Origin of the sequence: Streptomyces sp. MnatMP-M17 (assembly GCF_900091995.1) — a bacterium.
In the GTDB taxonomy this organism is placed as follows: Bacteria; Actinomycetota; Actinomycetes; order Streptomycetales; family Streptomycetaceae; genus Streptomyces.
Genome location: NZ_FMDK01000272.1, coordinates 1 through 16,927, shown reverse-complemented (window position 1 = coordinate 16,927; position 16,927 = coordinate 1). Strand labels below are relative to the sequence as shown.

The window sequence follows — 16,927 nt, the reverse complement described above, 5'->3', positions numbered from 1 at the left end:
CCCAGTCAGGATCCGAACGATCCTGACTACCGGCGACTGCGATACGTGCGCTATGCCGACCTATGCCGAGTTCGGCATAGGTCCGCTTATGCCGTGTGCCGGGTTATGCCGACTGTGGCGGTGGCAGGATGGTGAGCTCTGCGCCCGCCTCGGAACGGTCGGCATAACCCGTGGCCTCCGTCTCAGAGCGTCTTGAGGAACGCCAGCAGGTTGTCCGGAGCGGTGAAACGTCCGGGGGTGCTGCCAGCGGGGGCTGTGCGCGCGAGCGCACGCTCTTTGATGTTCATATCGGCGTGCAGATAGATTTGTGTGGTTTCAGTTGATTCGTGGCCGAGCCAAAGGGCGATCACGGAGACGTCAACTCCCGCGTGAAGGAGTGCCATTGCGGTGCTGTGCCGCAGGGTGTGCGGGGTGACGTGCTTGTCGGCCAGGGACGGGCAGGCGACTGCGGCGGTCCGGGTGTGCTTGGCGACGAGGGACTCGACAGCATCCCGGCTGAGCGGAGTGCCGCGGCGGGTCGGGAACAGCGGATCGTTCTGCTCGCCGCCCCGCTCCTTCAGCCAGATCTTGAGTACCTTGACGGTGTTGCTGGTCAGCGGGGTGCACCGGTCCTTGCGTCCCTTCCCGTGGCAGCGCAGGTGAGGACCGGAGCCCAGATGGACGTCCTGGAGCGTGAGCCGGGTCAGCTCGCTGACGCGCAGTCCGGTGTGGACGCCGGTCAAGAGCAGGGCATGGTCACGCCGTCCAGTCCAAGTAGTGCGGTCCGGGGCTGCGATCAGGGCGTCGGTCTCCGTGGTGGTGAGGTAGTTGACGATGGCCCGGTCGAAGCGCTTGGGCGGGATCGCCAGCACCCGCTGGATCACCGCCGCGTGCTCGGGCGCCCGTAGGGCCGCGTAGCGGAAGAACGAACGGATCGCGGCGAGACGGACGTTGCGGGTCGCCGCGGTGTTGCCGCGGACGGTTTCGAGATGCTGGAGGAACGCGCCGATCGTCGGGGCGTCCAGGTCGGCGATGCTCAAGCGGGCCGGCGGCCGGCCGGTGCGCTGCTCGGCGAAGCCGAGCAGGAGGGTGAAGGTGTCGCGGTAGGCCGCGATGGTGTGCTGGCTGGCCTGGAGCTGGAGCATCAGTTTCTCGGTGAAGAAGCCTTGCAGCAGGGGTGCGAGGTCGCTCATGGCCGGCCTCCGAAGCTGTTTTCCAGGCGGGCCGCGGCCAGGGAGAGGAGTTCCGGTGAGCCGGAGAGATACCAGTACGTGGACTTCGGGTCGGCGTGACCGAGGTAGGTGGTCAGCAGCGGGAGCTTCGCCTGCACGTCCGCGCCGTCGCGGTACCACTCCAGCAAAGTGGTGGTCGCGAACGTGTGTCTCAGATCGTGCATACGGGGCCTGCGGCGGCCCTCACCTGCGGTGATGCCGGCGGCGGACAGCAGTTGGACGAAGGTGCGCGGGAGGTTGTGGGAGTCGAGCCGGGTGCCGCGGGTGGAGACCAGGAAGGCAGCCGTGCTCGGAGCGGGCCGCTGGAGATCCCGCTCCCGGGCATACCTGCGCAGTGCCATGACGGTGCTGGTATGCACCGGGACCTGCCTCGACTTGCCGAACTTCGTCTCCCTCACGGTGAGAAGACCACAAGCAAGGTCGACGTCGGTGCGGTCCAGGCCGCAGGCTTCGGATGTGCGCAGGCCGCTCACGGCCAGCAGGCCGATGAACGTGTGCCAGGTGCGGGCCCGGAAGGCCGGACTCAGGGCACTCGTCGCCGCGAGCAGGCGGTCCAGCTCGGCGGGGGTGAACAGGTGCGGGGTGATGCGCCGGTAGTGGTGCGGCAGGGCGTCATCGGGCGGGATCTCGGTCGCCGGTTCCAGGGTCTTCAGGTGCCGGGCGAAGATCCTCACAACCATCAGCCGCCGGCTCCAGTGCACTTCATCGGTGCTGCGAGGGGTATCCGTAGCCCAGGCGAGCGCGGCCCGGGTGGTCAGGATGGTGTCGCCTGTGTGCTCCAGGTAGCCGATGAAGCTCATCAGCTTCTCGCCGAAGGTGGTCAGCTTGAATCCCAGCCGTCGGCGCATGGCCAGGTACTCCTGCGCGTGCTGTCGAAGCGGGATCATCGGGCACCGCCTCCCGGCCACGCCTGTGCCAGGGACCGCAGGGCTTCATGGTCGACTTTTGCGTAGATGCTGGTGCTCAGCTGGCTGCGGTGGCGGAGTACCTGGCCCACTTCGGGCAGCGGGGCCCCGGCCCGCAGGATGGCGGTGGCCAGAGTATGGCGGAGCCGGTGGGCTCCCAGCCGTGGCAGTCCGGCCCTCTCGCAGGCCCGCCCCATGATCGCCCGGATGCAGGTTCCCGTCAGTGCCTGATAGGGAGCCCGGGCGGTGAGAAACACAGCCGTGGCCGAACACCGGGGACGGTCCTCCATCAGGTAGTCCGAGAGCACTTCGCCGACCTCCGCCGTCAGCGGCAGCCGCTCGACGCGGGAGCCCTTGCCCCGCACGGCGATCTCGCCCGCGTGCCAGTCGATGTCGCTCAGCTGGAGGGCGGCGGCTTCCGCGCCGCGCAGCCCGAGACGGGCGAGCACTGTCAGCACTGCCCGATCCCGACGTCCTGCCGACGTCTCCGTGTCCGGTGCGGACAGCAGCGCGGACACCTGCTGTAGTTCCAGTCCACGGGGCAGAGAATCGAGCCGCCAGCCCGCCACCGCGGGGACCGACCCGGTCAGCGATGCAGGGATCCGGCCGTCCACGTGCAGGTAGCGCAGCAGCGAACGGACCGCCGTCACCAGGGCTTTCGCCGACCACACGCTCTCGGCGTCCGCGGTGTGCCGCACCATGAACGCGGTCACCTGCGCGGCATCCAGCCGAGCCAGCGAGTCGGCCAGCGGATCCGGCAGCGCAGCAAGGAACTTGCGGGCCTGGCCGCAGTAGCAGCGGACCGACTCGGCCGCCAAGCCCCGCTCCCCGCGCAGGTAGGCACCGTAGTCCGCCAGCACCTCCTGGACCGCGTCGCCGCCGGCCTCGACCGGAACCGGAACCGGAACCGCGCTGACGTGCCGCAGCACCTTGATCACTGCCCCCAGCGACCGCCGGGCCACCGGCTCGGAGGAGCACACCGCCCGCCGGAAAGCCAGAAACTCCTCCACCCTCGCCGGCGTCAGCCCGGCCGCGACGAGCTCACGCCGTTCCATCCACAGGCTCAGGCGCCGCATCATGAGCACCGCGTCCCTCACCGACGACGCCGCGTACTTCCGAGACACCAACTCCGTACGCACCAGCGACTCGTACGGAGCCAACGGCCCCGTCACCACCAACGGCACCGGCCCACGGCGCCGCTCTCCGATCGCATCCATGATCTTCTCCTGTCTGCAGGCAACTCGCCTACGCAGACAGGGATACGAGCCACCTCGGGCAGAGGCCGCCAGTTATGCTGAAGCTTTCGAAACCAGACCCAGGCCTGCACCTGGCGCGACGACGAAAACGGCCACCGCGCCGCGCGACCGCCCCGGGCACAAGAAACGAACAGCACACCGTGAGCAATACAGGGAGGGCCCGCCTCGACATCACAGAGGCGCTCGACGAAGCCGAACCCCGGTACCCGCCACATCCCCCGTACGGGACAGGATCCGCGCGGACCGGCGCAGTGCGTCGAGCGCTCTTTCACACGCTTCCTTCTGACCAGATCAGCTGGCGGTCCACTCAAGGCGACGGGATACAGCGAGGAGATAGTTGAGGATGTCACGGAGCTGAAGCTCGTCTGGGCCGAGAGCCATGAGCAGCAAGGTGTACTCGATGGATCCCGCTCCCGCCTGATGGGCGTGGCGCAAGGTGAGCAGTTGCTGTGTGAGGTCGCCGGTCCGGGCAGCGCGGGCCAGGTAGGCCTGGAGGTCGGCAGCAGGCGGGACGGGCATGCCCCGGCGTCTGTTGTCCGCGAGCACGGCAGCCTTCATCTCATCCGGGATGTAGCGGTGCCGGCGGATCCCGTCGAGTACGGGGATGCCGTCCGCATCCCGGACTGAGTCGGGCGCGTGCTCGGTAATCTGGTCCAGCAGGACCCCCAGTACATCGAAGAGCGCGTCGGCACCGTACGCATCCAGGTTGCCCAGGATCTGCTCCATGAGCGCCGGTGATGCCCCATCTTCGGCGCACTGGCTTTGTGCCTCGCGGAGTTGTGTCGCGGCCCGGAGCAGGGCCCGTCGGTACTGCTCAGTTTCCTGAGGGGAGGGAGTGTCCCAGTGATCGCTCATGGTGCGCTCCTTCGCTCGTGTGGCCGCTTTGCCGACACAGCGTAGGGTCACGCGTGGTGCTGCAGAGGGTCCATGGGCCGTGTCGGCTCGGAGTCCACCCGGCCGACTGGAGCCGCGCGCCAGTCAGCGCCGCACGGCCCCGGCTCCGCCTGGCCGCATCCGAAAGAGAGCTGATCACGCGATGACGACCGCTCAGTGTCCGTGCTGACGATCCCCGAGCCGCACGCAGGGCGGGCGGTGTTCGGCGACGCCCCGACGTTGGTTGCCACTGCCCCGGAAATCGTGTCAGCGAGCCGCTGATGGTGACTGCCGCCGCCGGAGATGCCACCTTCAAGTGGTCTGTTACTGTGCCCCGTTCACTGGCCGACCGCACCCTGGCGACTGCGTCGCGCTCGCTCCTGTGCTGACACCGTGGCACAGGTGCAGCGGCCGAACCGAACGCGAGCTTTCGGGTCATCCCGTCCGTCCGGCGGCGATGGAAAGGACAGGCCGCGTGCTGCTGTCGTGCCGGTCTTGTGGGCAGATCCAGGGGGCCACACCGTTTATCACCTCGGCCACGGCGGGTGGAGTGGTCGGGACAGCACGGGACGGGAACGCCGCCTGTGGGCTCCAGCACACCGTCCTGCAAGTGTCCGGACGGACCGCCTTCAAGAGCCTGCCGTCACACAGCCATCTCAGGCGGGGATTCCATGGATTCCACAGGAGTGCGGTACGCGGCAAGGACTTGTCCGGTTCAAGGCCACTGCCGTCCAGGTCGAGGAACGCAGTCAACTCCCCAGGCACATCGTCGTCGTACTCGATGCTGCAATCCGGGCCAGAGAAGATCGTCGCCGAGTTGGACCACTGCGGCCTCGATATACGGGGCGGGCCGAGCGGACAGCCACCGGTCTTACATGCCTCTTCCAGAGGATCGTCTGGACAGCGGGAGACCGCTTCGTCGGTTCGCAGGCGGCTCGACGTAACGGTGGCGCGGTACCCGAACCGCCTCCACAGACTCCGCTTCCCTCCCGTGCAGCTACTGTGCGAACCCCCGCAGCGACAGGAGCACGCTCGTAATGATCAACGAAAACATGACCCGGTGGCCGGCCCTGGCCACCGTCATCTCCGCCTCAACCGCCTCCGCTGTCGTGCTGCTGACGGCCGGGTGCGGTACGGGCACGGGCGCCGGGGCCGTCCCCGACGGCTGGAGGACACTGACGACTCCCGCAGTCACGGTCGCGTACCCGCCAGCCTTCACCCGGCAGACTGACGCCGAGCGCAGCAAGTACAACGCGGCTGCCGCCGCCCTCGCCGAAGGCGGCGAGTCCGTCGCGATCATCACGGTCCAGCTCGGCTTCACCAACGCCGACTCGGCCGAGGAAGCGGCGATCGGCGCCGAGGCGGGCATCGCCCTCGGCTCGACCCTCGGCAAGCAGGAGCAGATCACGGTCGCCGGGCCGGACGGCGGTGAGGAGGCCCGGCGCGTCAACTTCGCCTTCACCGAGAAGGGCACGCAGTACCAGGGCGTGATCGTCGCCGGCCTCGACTCCGCCCAGAAGTCCTACGCGGTACGGATCGACGCGGCCGGAGGGAAGCTCGCTGAGGGCGAGCTGAAGCAGATCATCGAGTCCATCACGGTCAAGTAGACGGGGTCCTGAAGTGTGAACCGGAGAACGGCGGGCGGGTCCGCATCCGCAGGATGTGCGAAGTCTGCGGGCAGACGCTGAGCTGGGAGAAGACCGGCAGTGCCTACGAGCTTGCGGATGGCGCGTTGGTGGAGGTCACGGACACAGAGCTGGATGCTCTGCCCTTGGACTCGACCCGTGCCATAGAAGTCGCGGGTTTCAGCCCAGCTGGCGCGGTCGAGCCACTGAGCCTGGGGCGGGCCTACCACCTCATCGCCGACGGCGACATTGCCGCCAGGCCCTACGCGATCCTCGTCCGGGCCCTGCAGTGCGCCGAGAGAAACGCGGTGGTGAAGTTCGTGCTGCGGAACCGGGAGCAGATTGGGCTCCTGCGAGTCCAGGGCAACGCTCTGGTGCTCCACCGGCTGCTGGCACCGGACGAGGTGCACCCCGCCTCCGCCCTCGCGCCAGCCGAGTGCAGGCTTTCCATCGGCGAGGTGTCCGCCGCACTCGTCCTGGCCGACACGCTATCAGCGGATGGTCTTGAGGGTTTCACCGACGCGTACACCGAAGCGCTGACCGAATGATCAGTGCCAAGGTGAAGGCTGGCGGGCCACGAGCGTGGAGGGGCCGGAGCGGCCGAGCGCAGAGGTAACAGATCTTATGGCGGCCCTGAACGAGTCCATAGAGGTGGCTCGGTCGTCACGCGTTGTAAACACTGCAGAACAGGACATTTGCTGATAGCCCTGGCATGCGTACCCGGGGAGGGAACGCTGCTCCGAAGAGGACGGGCGGGGCCGGCCCCGCGAGCGCAGGTTGCACAGCGATGTGCGCTCCAGCTGTGCTTACGGCCGCAGAGAAGGGACTTCGCACCTGTAACCGCGCGAGCGTTCTATGGTGGTGGTCATGGACGTACTCGCCGGACTCCTGGACGGACCGCGGGCCCGGGGGGCGTTTCTGCTGCGCATGGTGATGGAGCCGCCGTGGTCGGTGCGCATTGAGGACCGGGCGCCGCTCTGTCTGATGTGTGTCACCCACGGCGAGGCCTGGATCGTCCCGGACGGCGGCGGGGAGCCGGTGCTGCTGCGCCCCGGGGACATGGCGGTCGCCCGCGGCCCCGAGCCATACACCACCGCTGACAGCCCCGGGACAGCGCCCCGTGCGCTGATCGGGCCCGGCGGTGTCTGCCACACACTGGAGGGCGAGCCGCTCGCCCAGTCCATGCGGCTGGGCGTACGGACCTGGGGTAATGCCTCCGACGGCGGTACGACCGTCCTCATCGGCACGTACCAGATGGACGGCGAGGTCAGCAGACGCCTGCTGGACGCCCTGCCGCCCCTGCTCCAGCTCCCCGCTGGCGCCTCGAACAGCCCTCTGATGACGGTCCTCGACGAGGAGATCTCCCGGGACGAGCCGGGGCAGAGCGTGGTGCTCGACCGGGTGCTGGACCTGATGCTGATAGGTGTGCTGAGGGCGTGGTTCTCGCGGCCGGACGCGGAGGCCCCCGGCTGGTATCGCGCCAGAGCTGACCCGGCCGTCGGCAATGCCCTGCGGCTGATCCAGAGCGAACCGGCCCGCCCTTGGACGGTCGCCGAACTTGCCGCTGCCTGCGGAGTGTCCCGGGCCGGGCTCGCGCGCCGCTTCACCGAGCTGGTCGGGGAGCCCCCGATGGCGTATCTCACCGGCTGGAGGCTCGCGCTCGCCGCCGATCTGCTGCGCGGGACGGATGCGACAGTCGAGTCTGTGGCCAGAAAGGTCGGCTACAGCAGCTCGTTCGCGCTGAGCGCGGCCTTCAAACGGGTACGGGGAGTCAGCCCCCAGGAATACCGCACCGGCACCACCATCCCGCCGCACCACAGGCGCGCTGACCTCTCGGGTTCTCCGGGGTTATGCATCCGATCGGTAGAGGCTCCGCGCCGGGTACGGGCTCACGGGCCCACGCGAGCATCGGTTCGGCGAGCGGCCGCAGCGTTACCGGTGATTCGCCATGAGGCCCCCGGCGGCTCCTCCGTAGTTTGCCTCTCAGTCCCCGACACGTGACGCACAGTCAGAGATCAGACCGGAGGGTCGGTTTCCGCAGTGCCTGGACTTGAGTTGTAAGCGCGCGCAGCCTCCACGACGCGGTCACCCCGGTCAGGCGTGATGTCGATCTTGGCGATCATTCCTGGGGTGACCATGCTGCCCAGGATGTAGCTCCACAAGGTGGAGAGCCGGTATCCGAGATCCGCCCGATCGGTAAGCGCGCGGGACATGATCTGGATGCCGGCATACCCGCCGACAATGAGTTCAGCTGCTTCTCGCGGCTCTACGGTAGGAAGGAGTTCCCCCTGCTCGCGGGCTGTCTCCAGCAGAGGAATGAGGGCCTCAGGCCACTGGCGGTACGGGCTGCTGTGGTCGACTCCTGGAGGAGCCCCTTGATCGGTTGAAAGCCTGGCGCTGCCCCTGACCAGGGCATCCTCCACGAGGCGATGAGAAAACATAAACGTTATGTCGACGATTTCCTGGATCTTGCATACCTGCGGGGCGACGGCACCGAGGTTCACCTGTTCGTCCAGGAGGGCCTGCGCGAGTTCTTCCTTGGACTTGAAATGATGGTAGAAGGCCCCCTTGGTGAGGCCGGCCCGCGTGAACACCATGGTGAGAGTTGTGGAGGCGTAGCCGTGCTCGTCGAAGGCCGCACCAGCGGCTTCGAGGAGCGCTCTGCGCGTTCTGACGGCGCGCTCCTGCTGTGCCATAAAAAACCCTTCCGCACGATCGGGGCTGCTGGAACGGCAGCTTCACCCCGTCGGAAGCCACCGGTCAATCCCATTGATAAACATACCGGCGTGCACGTACTGTGAGCAGCCCCCGGCGGCGCGCGCCGGCGGGCTGGGCACCGGCGCCTGCCGAGCCCCGTACCTCCCGGAACCTGGAGCATGGCGTGGCACATCCCCGCATCGGGTATGCCGATCAGCCGGGACCGCTGCTGGCGATGCCCGCGGTCCGGGTGACGGGTCCGGTCGTGCCCATACGGCATTGCCCTCTTCCTGGGCTCGTAGACGCCGCAGTCTCGCGGAACAGGCTCCTGGGTTTGCGGGGCTCACATCGCGAGCGGGCGCCCGCGTGGATCTCCCCGGCGGCCATCTCGGCCGGGCGCGTGACGCGCGTAGCGGTACCCGCTCCAGGGCCGGGGACCGGCGGGTCCTGGCAGTTCCGCATCCGTTGACAGCACAGCAGGTGGGCTCGGGGGAAGACGATGGGGAGATTCGAGGAGCGGCGCTTCGAGAAGCGCTGCGCGAGACGCCTGGCCGATATGCCCCTGCCGGTTCCGTTCAGCGTCGATGCGCTGATCGCCAACATCGAGGCTGTCAGAGGCCGCCGTATCCGGCTGCTTCCGGTCAGCGACCGCGATACCGACCTGCGCACCGCCTGCGGGCTGCGGGTCCAGACCGGGGAATGGACGATTATCTGCTACCGGCGGCGGCCGACCTACAACCAGACGCTCCATACGATCCTCCACGAGATCGGCCACGAGTGGCTCGGCCACGGCACGACGCTTACTGCGGAGGAGACTGCGCGCTACGTTCCCGCTGTCATAGGCGACGAACTCCTTCGGCCGCTGGGCGGGAACGCCGTTGTCCAGGCCCGTGCCCGGTACGACACCGAAGAGGAGCGGGAAGCCGAACTGTCCGCCTCGCTCATCAAGCGCGCCGCCCGGCAGCAGGCCCTGCCGGGGACGGACATGGTCAGTCTCCTTGAGGCATCGCTGTCTTCCCCCACTGTCCCGTTCCGGCGCGGACGGATGTAGGCCGCCATGCTCGGCTTCTTCGCCTACGCCGCCGCGACCGCCATGACGGCGCTCACGGTGTGGCGTCTTCCCGCAGGTCTGTACGGGGACGTGCGCGGCCGGCGGCTGTGGGGCTGCTACGTCGCGTCGGCCGCGGCACTCTGGCTGCGCTCGCCCGCAGTCGAACACGCGCTGAACCATTCGCCTGTCACCGACGTATCCGTCCTGGCCGGGCACTACGCAGGGACCGCCGCCGTCCTCGCGATCCTCGGCTTCGTAGCCGCGAGTTACGGGACGGCAAGCCGGACGGTGACTCCCCGGCACCTCGTGGTCTCCCGGTGGGCCACCAGGATCGCCGGTCAAACCGCGGCCGGCGCCCTCACGGCGATGACCGTGTTCTTCTTCACCGTGGTGGACCGCAGCACGCCGTCTGACGACTTCGTCACCGATCACGCAGGGCAGTGGGGGGCGACGGCCTACCAGGGTGTCTTCTACCTATTCCTGGCCGGAGCGTCGGCTGTCTGCGGCTACCAGTGGTCCAGCGCGGCACGCCGTGCCGAGACGGGCCTGCTGCGCAGCGGTCTGGTGCTCATGTCCCTCTCCATGGCGCTCGCGTTTCTCTACGCCCTGGCCCGTACGGCGTTGATGTGGATCGCAGTTGCCGTCCCGTTGAGTGAGCGCGCCGGGCAGCGGGCCGCGACCGGGACCGAGGCGCTCATGATCTTTCTGTCCTTCGTGTTCGTGGCGGGTGTGAGCATCCCCGCGGCGAACTCGGCGACCGCACGCTGGACCTACGCGCGCACCCTGTGGCGGATCCATCCCCTCTGGCGGGACCTGATGACCGCAGTCCCCGACATTTCCTTCCGGCCGCCGGCCTCCCGGCTGCGCGAGGTCACCCGGCTGTCCTCGGTCGAGGTACGACTGGACCGCTGGACCCAGGACATCGCCGACGCCGTCGACCAGTTGCGCCATTTCGCGCCGCCTGCCCTGCTGGGCGAGACCGAGGCGGCAACTGCCGGACATCCTGACCCTCAGGCTGCGGCGGAGGCTCTCTGGATCAAGGCCTCGCTGCTCGCACATGCCTGCGGCGCGCGCTTCATGAGGCCGTCCCCTGGGCTGCCGGACAAGCCGATCGCCGACGGTTACGCGGAAGCGGCGTGGCTGAGCCGTGTGCAGGACGCCTACGCACGGATCACGTCACACGAGGTCGCGGCCGTTCTCAAGGCAGCGGCTCCGCCTCGCGAGCGCACGCACCGGCCGCCACCGGGCCCGCCTGCCGGACGGACGACGCCATTTTGACGAGATTTAGGACGAACACACCGGATCGGACGACTGGTTTGCCAGGTAGGTGGTGCGTTCCTCGTGGGTGAGGTCGCGGCGGACGGTGCGGCAGATCCGGTTGATCGCTTCGGTGGGATGGTACAAGTCCAGATTCCACAGGCGTATGGTCCCGTCGTCGCTGCCGGTGGCGAGGATGCGGCCATCTGGGCTGAACGTCACTGCCCCCACCCAGCGCGTGTGGGCATGGAGGGAACCGAGTAGTGTTCCGGTCTCCGCGTCCCAAAGGCGTACGGTCGGTGCGCCGCCGGCGACGAGCGTGCGGCCGTCGGGGCTGAACGTGACGGACATTTCTCCCTCGGTGTCGCCGAGGAGTGTGGTCCTGGCTGTACGGCGTGCAGGGTCCCATAGCCGGACTGTTCCGTCGTCACCGGCGCTGGCCAGCGTCCGCCCGTCCGGGCTGTACGCCACCGACCAGACTGCTCTCGTGTGGCCGGTGAGAGTGGCGTCGAGCCTTCCTGTGTCGGAATCCCAAAGGCGTACGGTCCGGTCGATGCCGCCGGTGGCGAGGGTGCGGCCGTCCGGGCTGAAGGCTGCGGACAGGATGCCCTCGGTGCGGTTGGTGAGAGTGCGCAGACTCCTTCCGTCAGCCACGTTCCACAGTCGTACGGTCCTGTCGTTGCTGCTGGTGGCGAGGATGCGGCCGTCCGGGGAGAACGATGCCGAGCGTACGAAGTCGGTGTGGCCGGTGAGGGTGCGCCGGACACGGCCGGTAGCTCTGTCCCACAGCCGTACGGTGCCGTCGTGCGCACCGGTTGCCAGGGTGCGGCCGTCCTTGTGGAAAGCCACCGCGGCCACACTGACGGGGCCGCCGTCGGCGGGTGTGAGGGGCTGCAGGTTCTCGGCCCTGGCCACGTCCCAGAGGCTCAGGGTCTCATTGTGGCCGTTGGAGCTGGCGATGGTCCGTCCGTCCGGGCTGAACGCCACGGCCAGGACACCGCCGGGCTGGAGGGGCAGGATGTCGTTGGTACGGCCGGTCGTCACATCCCAGACCCGGACCGACCCCTCGATGCCGCCCGTCGCGACAGGGCGGCCGTCGGGGCTGAAGGCGAGCGACCTCGTGGGTCCGGTTTCGGTGAAGTTCTCCCGTAGCCGACCGGTGGAGGCGTCCCACAGCCTGACGAAACGCTCGCCACCGGCGGTGGCGAGCGTACGGCCGTCCGGGCTGAACCTCACCGACAGAGCGCTGTATTTGTCGGCGTTGAGCGTTCTGCCGGTCCGCCCGGAGTCGACGTCCCACAGTCGCACCGTCGCGTCGGTGCTCGCGGTGGCGAGGGTGCGGCCGTCCGGACTGAACGTCACCGCGGCGGCGGTCTCGGTATGACCGGTGAGGATGTGCAGGAGAACGCCGGATGCCACGTCCCACAGCCTCACCGTGCGAATGCCACGGACAGCACATCCTTCGTGTGGCCGCTCAGACGTCTCTGGGCTGGCGGCACGGCCGCGTACACGCTGTCGACGGCCTCGGGGGTGGGGCTCGTCCGGTATGCCTCGACCGCCAGCAGGGAGGCCAGATCGGGGTCGGTGTCGCGGAATGTGGCGGACTGGGCGGCAAGCATCCGGGATTCGGCGACCCGCCGTGCGTCGAGGGCCTCTTGCCGCTGTCCGAAGGCCAGCCCGGCGGCGATGACGACGATCACGAGCAGACAGATCAGGACGGCGTTGACGCGTCTGGTCCGGCGGACCGCGGTCTGCTGGCGCTTTTGACTGGCGACCAGCAACGCGGTGATCTCGGCGGGCAGTCCGCGTTGCCGGTACCAGGCCGTGCCCTCGGCGAGGTCGGTGCCGTCCAGCAGATCGCCGGGATGCGCGCTCCCCGTCCAGCGCGCGTGCCGTTCTCCGGCACGGCGCAGCCAGTCCTGGAAACGGTGGTCCTCGGCGACCCACTCGCGTAGTTCCGCCCAGTCGCGGATGAGGGCGTCGTGGATCAGTTCGGCTGTGGGCTCGCCCGGGGTGTCCCCCGCGGGACTGGCGGCGGCCGTGGTGCTGGTGGTGATGATCCGGTGGCCCGTCAGGGCGGCGAGGACGGTGTCGACGGTCCGGGCGCTCGACGGATCCTCGGGCATGGTGCCGGCCGCGAGGGCGCGCAGCGTGCTCAGGGACACCTGCTGGCGGGTGGCGGGAATCCCGCGGGTGTCGTCGGCGGGCCGTACCAGGGCGGTGAGGATCCGCCGGGCGGTGGGCAGGTACTCAGGGGGGAGTTGGTCCATCGCGGTGTCGCACCAGGTGGCCAGGGCACCGCCGAGCTCGCCGATTCGCTGATACGCCTGGTGAGTGAGGAAGCCGTCACGGCGGCGTTCCCACAGCTGGCTCAGCGTCAGCTCCAAGAGGGGCAGCAGGGTGACCGGTGCCATCCGGACGGCGGCTCCGGTGGGATCTGCCGCCAGGACATCGGTGATGATCCGCTCGGGCAGCCCTGCCTCCAGGCGAGCTCCCGCGGACTGTGCGGGGCGGGAGATGATGGCGTGCAGATCGCCCGTGCTCAGGGCGGCGGGTACGTTGAGCAGGCCGGGTGCCGCAGCGTCCAGCAGAGCGGGCGCCAGGGACGCCAGTCGCGGATAGAAGTCGTCCCGCATGACCAGAATTACGCTGACTGCCGCCGACGAGCCGATCAGCGCCGTAAGTTGCGCCGCAGCGGCGATGCCTCCGCCGGGCGGCTCGTCGACGGGGTTGGACTGGGTGAGCAGTTCCTCGAACTGGTCGATGACCACGACCAGGCGACAGCCGACGGGTTCGGCCGCGAGTCTGCGCTCGACCGCCGCGGCGATCCCGTCGGTCATGGCTCCGGGCAGCACCGAATGCTCCAGCTCGGCCAGCAGATCCTTCCCCGGCCGGGCGATCACCTCTATCCACCGGTCGCTGCCCGGTAACCCACCTGCGGACAAGGCGGGCAGTACGCCCGCCCTGACCAGGGAGGACTTGCCCGCACGCGAGGGGCCCAGCAGCAACAGCACCCGCCCTCGCTCGCGCAGGGCCGCCAGCACCCGTTCCACAGCGGCGTCGCGGCCATCGAACCATCCCTCGTGCTCCGCGGTGAACGGCTCCAGACCGCGGTAAGGACGCACCTGACGCTCGGCCAGCTCGGGCCAGACCTCCCGCAGGACCTCGGCCGGTGTGGCGTAGGCGATCCCAGCGCCCCTGAGGTGACCGTCCGGGGCACTGATCGCGGTGACCATGCCGACCACCAGCCCGGTGGCCTCGTCCACGACCGGACCACCGCTGAATCCGGTCGTCAGATCGTTCGCGCCGGTCAACTGGAGCAGCGAGCCCGAACCGCCGGCGTCCGGCAGCACGTCACCGGCGGTCCCGTAGGCGAAGTGGCCACCAGGCGGTGCCTGGGCCGGATAGCCGTAGGAGGAGATCGCGTGTCCCCGGCAGCCCTCGGCCGATCCCAGCGCCACGACGCTCGCCCCCGGCGGAGTGCCGCTCAGACGTACGACAGCGATGTCCTCGGCTTCAGGAGCCCGCCAGCCCTCGCTGACCACCTGTCCCCACACCTGGGGAGCACTCCGCGCGTTGGGAAAAGCGAGCCGCACCGGACCACCGGGCCCCTCGCCGGCGGCGCGCACCACGTGCGCACAGGTGACCACCGTGCTTTCGCCGACCAGGAACCCCGCCCCCGTCATCGCTGAGGACCTGGACGACCGCACCGGGGACCGCTCGGCGCGGCCCGTCATCCGGGCCTGAAGGTGTGGCTGACGTGGTCGCCATGGCTCCCCCTCACGGCGCGCTCTGCCCGGTCTCGGCCTTCTTCCACAGGAGTCTCACCTTCAGATGGCCGGCCAATTCTCCCTTGGTGATGACCGCTCCGGCACTGGTCGCGAGGTTCACACCGAACTCCAACTCGACCTCGTCGGGGCTGGCCTGCCGAAGCTCGTCCAGGAGCATCTGGGCAGCGTCCCTGACCGGGGTGATGGCGGATCAGAGATTTCCGGGCAGGTCGTGGATCGCATCCGTGAGACGTCCGGCCTTGACCGGGCCGTCCGGTGTCGTGGACACCTCGAACAGGACGCTGCTCCCGCCCTCCAACGGAACCCTGGCAAAGCTCTGCATCTCGTCCCCCTCAACTCCCTTGCGAAATAGGCTGGTTGCAGGGGGCACAGAGTCTACGACACGTCACGTGTCACCACGACGGTCCCGGGGCCGACTAGCAGGTGATCACGGCCGTTTGCCGCCGGCGTGCCGGTTCTCCTGGAGCTCGGCGACCAGAGCGCGGACTCTTGCGAGCATGCTGGGAGAAACGCCTCGGTGGCCGCCGCGGGCGGCCACCGCGTAGAAGGCGCTGTCGGTGGTGCCGCCGTTCGTTGCCAGGAGGCTGATTCCTTCGAGGACTTGGCGTTCCACGGCTTCGTTGGACTGGAAGAAGAGCGGTGTGACCCCGAGCGTGTCGGCGAGTCCTTCGTAGACGGGTGTTTCCGGGATATCGGCGAGGACCTCGGCCGGCGGGGGCGTGCCGGTGCGCAGGGCGGCCACCGCGACGGTGCTGAGGAGCGGCCGCCCGATTTTCCCGTTGATGGCGTCGGCGATCTGGGCGTCCGACGGGGGAGTGGAGTTGGGGAACGTGTGCAGCAGGAGATAGGTGATCTTCTCAGCCAGCGTCTGCGGGGCCCGTGCCGAGACATCGGCCGGCGGGGGCGTGAGCCCGAAGGATCTGTCCTGGGCTGCCAGGATGTCCCCCTCGCTGACCCCGTACGCCCTGGCGAGGGCGGGAACGTACTCGGGAGCCAGTCGCCGGACGCCGCGCTCGGCGTTGCTGACCGGGACATGGCTCTTCGCGCCGATCAGTTCACCGGTCGCCTGCTGGGGGTAGCCGGCATCGCACCGCAGGTCCGCGAGGTCGGGCCTGCCCTCGCGGGGGAAGAGCTCGTCCAGAGGCAGTCCGAAGGCCTCGGCGATCGCCGGGAGTCTGTCGAAGGGCGGGAATCTCTTGCCGTTCTCCCAGCCCGCGATCGTTACGTGCGTGACGCCCAGCTTGTCGGCTAGCCACTGCTGAGGGAGCTCCCGGCTCCTGCGCAGGGCGCGGAGGCTGCTTCCGTCGAATCGACGTGATGGCATCCTGCACTCCTGATGAGGTCTGAACTGGGGGGATCAGGCTGGGCGGACTCTTACCACCCGCTTGATAGTCAAAGTTACATGACGTAGCTTCTCCTATCGAGGTTCTGGCGTTTTCTGCCTGAACCTCTGCTGCGGCGTTCCCCCGGGTCGCCATCCAACCAGCAGCACCCCAGTTCACACCATGCATACATCCGCCAGATCTGGCCAAAGGTTCTCAGGCCATCAGATGACCGGATCCGGCGGTACCCCCGATACGGAGGCACCGATGAGTTTGACACCACCCCGGTCACCCGCGCACGCCGGACGCCGATTTCGGCGTCCGATGGTGGCTGCGACGGCGGTGGCGCTGGGCGCGAGCGTCCTTCTCGCGCCGAGCGCGCAGGCGGCGGACCAATGGGGGCCGGGATACCTGATCCCCGACAGCAAGGGAGTCCCCGACGCTTCCCACATCGGTGCGTACGGCGTCCCCGGCTCCGTCCTTCCCGGACTGGACCGCCTCGCGTACTGCGCGGATCCCGAACTGGCCGGGCCCCGCGAAGCCGACGGTTACGGCCCGGTCGAGCAGCACGCCACCTGGACCTCACAGACCACCGGTGAGACCGTTCCTCCCGAGAGCGTCGCCCGCGCCGCGTACGTACTGTCCAAGTACGGGCAGACCGCCAGTGACGCCCAGGCCGCGGCCGTCGACGCCGTCGTCTACTCCTACCTTGAGGCGGGCACCACCTACGCCCTGCCGGACGGCGAGCGCGCCCTCGAGCGCCTCACCTACCCCAACGTCCCGCCCTCGGCGAAGACGAAGGCCACCGCCTACATGAACGAGGCGGACCGCCTCGCCGGCCCCTACAAGATCAACATCAAGCACCTGGGCAAGACCCTCACCCCGGGCACGAAGTCGTCCTTCACCCTCGATGTCACCTCCGCCTCCGGACACCGGCTT

The 16,927-nt window shown here is 68.7% G+C and carries 14 protein-coding genes and 2 pseudogenes; 6 read left to right on the top strand and 10 right to left on the bottom strand.

Translation table 11 applies throughout. The features are described 5' to 3' along the window. Nucleotides 1–182 precede the first annotated feature (182 nt). The 4 genes from GA0115259_RS13010 to GA0115259_RS12995 form a co-directional block, all read right to left on the bottom strand. A complete protein-coding gene (locus GA0115259_RS13010) occupies nucleotides 183–1,172 on the bottom strand; it encodes a tyrosine-type recombinase/integrase (protein ID WP_093595444.1) in 990 nt (329 codons plus the stop codon). Then, on the bottom strand, nucleotides 1,169–2,098 hold the full coding sequence (locus GA0115259_RS13005; RefSeq protein WP_093595441.1) for a tyrosine-type recombinase/integrase: 930 nt from the start codon (nucleotides 2,096–2,098) through the stop codon (nucleotides 1,169–1,171). The genes GA0115259_RS13010 and GA0115259_RS13005 overlap by 4 nt, the downstream gene beginning before the upstream one ends. Continuing rightward, nucleotides 2,095–3,333: a site-specific integrase gene (locus GA0115259_RS13000; protein WP_202449945.1), complete on the bottom strand. Its 1,239-nt coding sequence runs from the start codon at nucleotides 3,331–3,333 to the stop codon at nucleotides 2,095–2,097. The genes GA0115259_RS13005 and GA0115259_RS13000 overlap by 4 nt, the downstream gene beginning before the upstream one ends. A gap of 330 nt (nucleotides 3,334–3,663) precedes the next feature. Further along, complete coding sequence (locus GA0115259_RS12995; protein ID WP_093595438.1) at nucleotides 3,664–4,227, bottom strand: hypothetical protein; 564 nt, start codon at nucleotides 4,225–4,227, stop codon at nucleotides 3,664–3,666. A gap of 1,055 nt (nucleotides 4,228–5,282) precedes the next feature. Between GA0115259_RS12995 and GA0115259_RS12990 the strand changes: the two genes are divergently transcribed. The 3 genes and pseudogenes from GA0115259_RS12990 to GA0115259_RS12980 form a co-directional block, all read left to right on the top strand. After that, a complete protein-coding gene (locus GA0115259_RS12990; RefSeq protein WP_237539961.1) occupies nucleotides 5,283–5,852 on the top strand; it encodes a hypothetical protein in 570 nt (189 codons plus the stop codon). Nucleotides 5,853–5,860: 8 nt separating this feature from the next. Continuing rightward, nucleotides 5,861–6,418 carry a Ku protein gene (locus tag GA0115259_RS12985; RefSeq protein WP_256097987.1) on the top strand — a complete coding sequence of 186 codons (558 nt, stop codon included), beginning with the start codon at nucleotides 5,861–5,863 and terminating at the stop codon, nucleotides 6,416–6,418. Between the two features lie 319 nt (nucleotides 6,419–6,737). After that, nucleotides 6,738–7,661 (top strand): annotated as a pseudogene (locus GA0115259_RS12980) (AraC family transcriptional regulator); the annotation flags it as partial. A gap of 224 nt (nucleotides 7,662–7,885) precedes the next feature. Here the strand turns inward: GA0115259_RS12980 and GA0115259_RS12975 are convergent. Continuing rightward, nucleotides 7,886–8,566 carry a ScbR family autoregulator-binding transcription factor gene (locus GA0115259_RS12975; RefSeq protein ID WP_093595432.1) on the bottom strand — a complete coding sequence of 227 codons (681 nt, stop codon included), beginning with the start codon at nucleotides 8,564–8,566 and terminating at the stop codon, nucleotides 7,886–7,888. A 500-nt stretch (nucleotides 8,567–9,066) separates the two neighbouring features. On the opposite strand from GA0115259_RS12975, the gene GA0115259_RS12970 reads away from it, so the two are divergent. Together GA0115259_RS12970 and GA0115259_RS12965 are read left to right on the top strand one after the other, a co-directional pair. Continuing rightward, nucleotides 9,067–9,618, top strand: a complete 552-nt coding sequence (locus GA0115259_RS12970; RefSeq protein ID WP_093595429.1) for a hypothetical protein — start codon at nucleotides 9,067–9,069, stop codon at nucleotides 9,616–9,618. A gap of 6 nt (nucleotides 9,619–9,624) precedes the next feature. Beyond that, nucleotides 9,625–10,896, top strand: coding sequence for an MAB_1171c family putative transporter (locus tag GA0115259_RS12965; protein ID WP_093595425.1), 1,272 nt, complete (start codon nucleotides 9,625–9,627; stop codon nucleotides 10,894–10,896). Nucleotides 10,897–10,902: 6 nt separating this feature from the next. On the opposite strand, the gene GA0115259_RS12960 is transcribed toward GA0115259_RS12965, so the two are convergent. From GA0115259_RS12960 to GA0115259_RS12945, 5 genes are all read right to left on the bottom strand, one after another. Continuing rightward, complete coding sequence (locus tag GA0115259_RS12960) at nucleotides 10,903–12,294, bottom strand: WD40 repeat domain-containing protein (RefSeq protein ID WP_161230362.1); 1,392 nt, start codon at nucleotides 12,292–12,294, stop codon at nucleotides 10,903–10,905. Between the two features lie 11 nt (nucleotides 12,295–12,305). Further along, nucleotides 12,306–14,561, bottom strand: coding sequence for a serine protease (locus GA0115259_RS12955; RefSeq protein WP_161230361.1), 2,256 nt, complete (start codon nucleotides 14,559–14,561; stop codon nucleotides 12,306–12,308). Nucleotides 14,562–14,655: 94 nt separating this feature from the next. Further along, on the bottom strand, nucleotides 14,656–14,850 hold the full coding sequence (locus GA0115259_RS41740; RefSeq protein WP_256097986.1) for a CU044_2847 family protein: 195 nt from the start codon (nucleotides 14,848–14,850) through the stop codon (nucleotides 14,656–14,658). Nucleotides 14,851–14,856: 6 nt separating this feature from the next. Further along, nucleotides 14,857–14,988 (bottom strand): hypothetical protein, encoded by a 132-nt coding sequence (locus GA0115259_RS41735; RefSeq protein WP_256097985.1) that lies wholly within the window; start codon nucleotides 14,986–14,988, stop codon nucleotides 14,857–14,859. Between the two features lie 105 nt (nucleotides 14,989–15,093). Next, nucleotides 15,094–15,990: a helix-turn-helix transcriptional regulator gene (locus GA0115259_RS12945; protein ID WP_093595418.1), complete on the bottom strand. Its 897-nt coding sequence runs from the start codon at nucleotides 15,988–15,990 to the stop codon at nucleotides 15,094–15,096. A 322-nt stretch (nucleotides 15,991–16,312) separates the two neighbouring features. Between GA0115259_RS12945 and GA0115259_RS12940 the strand changes: the two are divergent. Further along, a pseudogene (locus GA0115259_RS12940) lies at nucleotides 16,313–16,927 on the top strand (hypothetical protein); the annotation flags it as partial.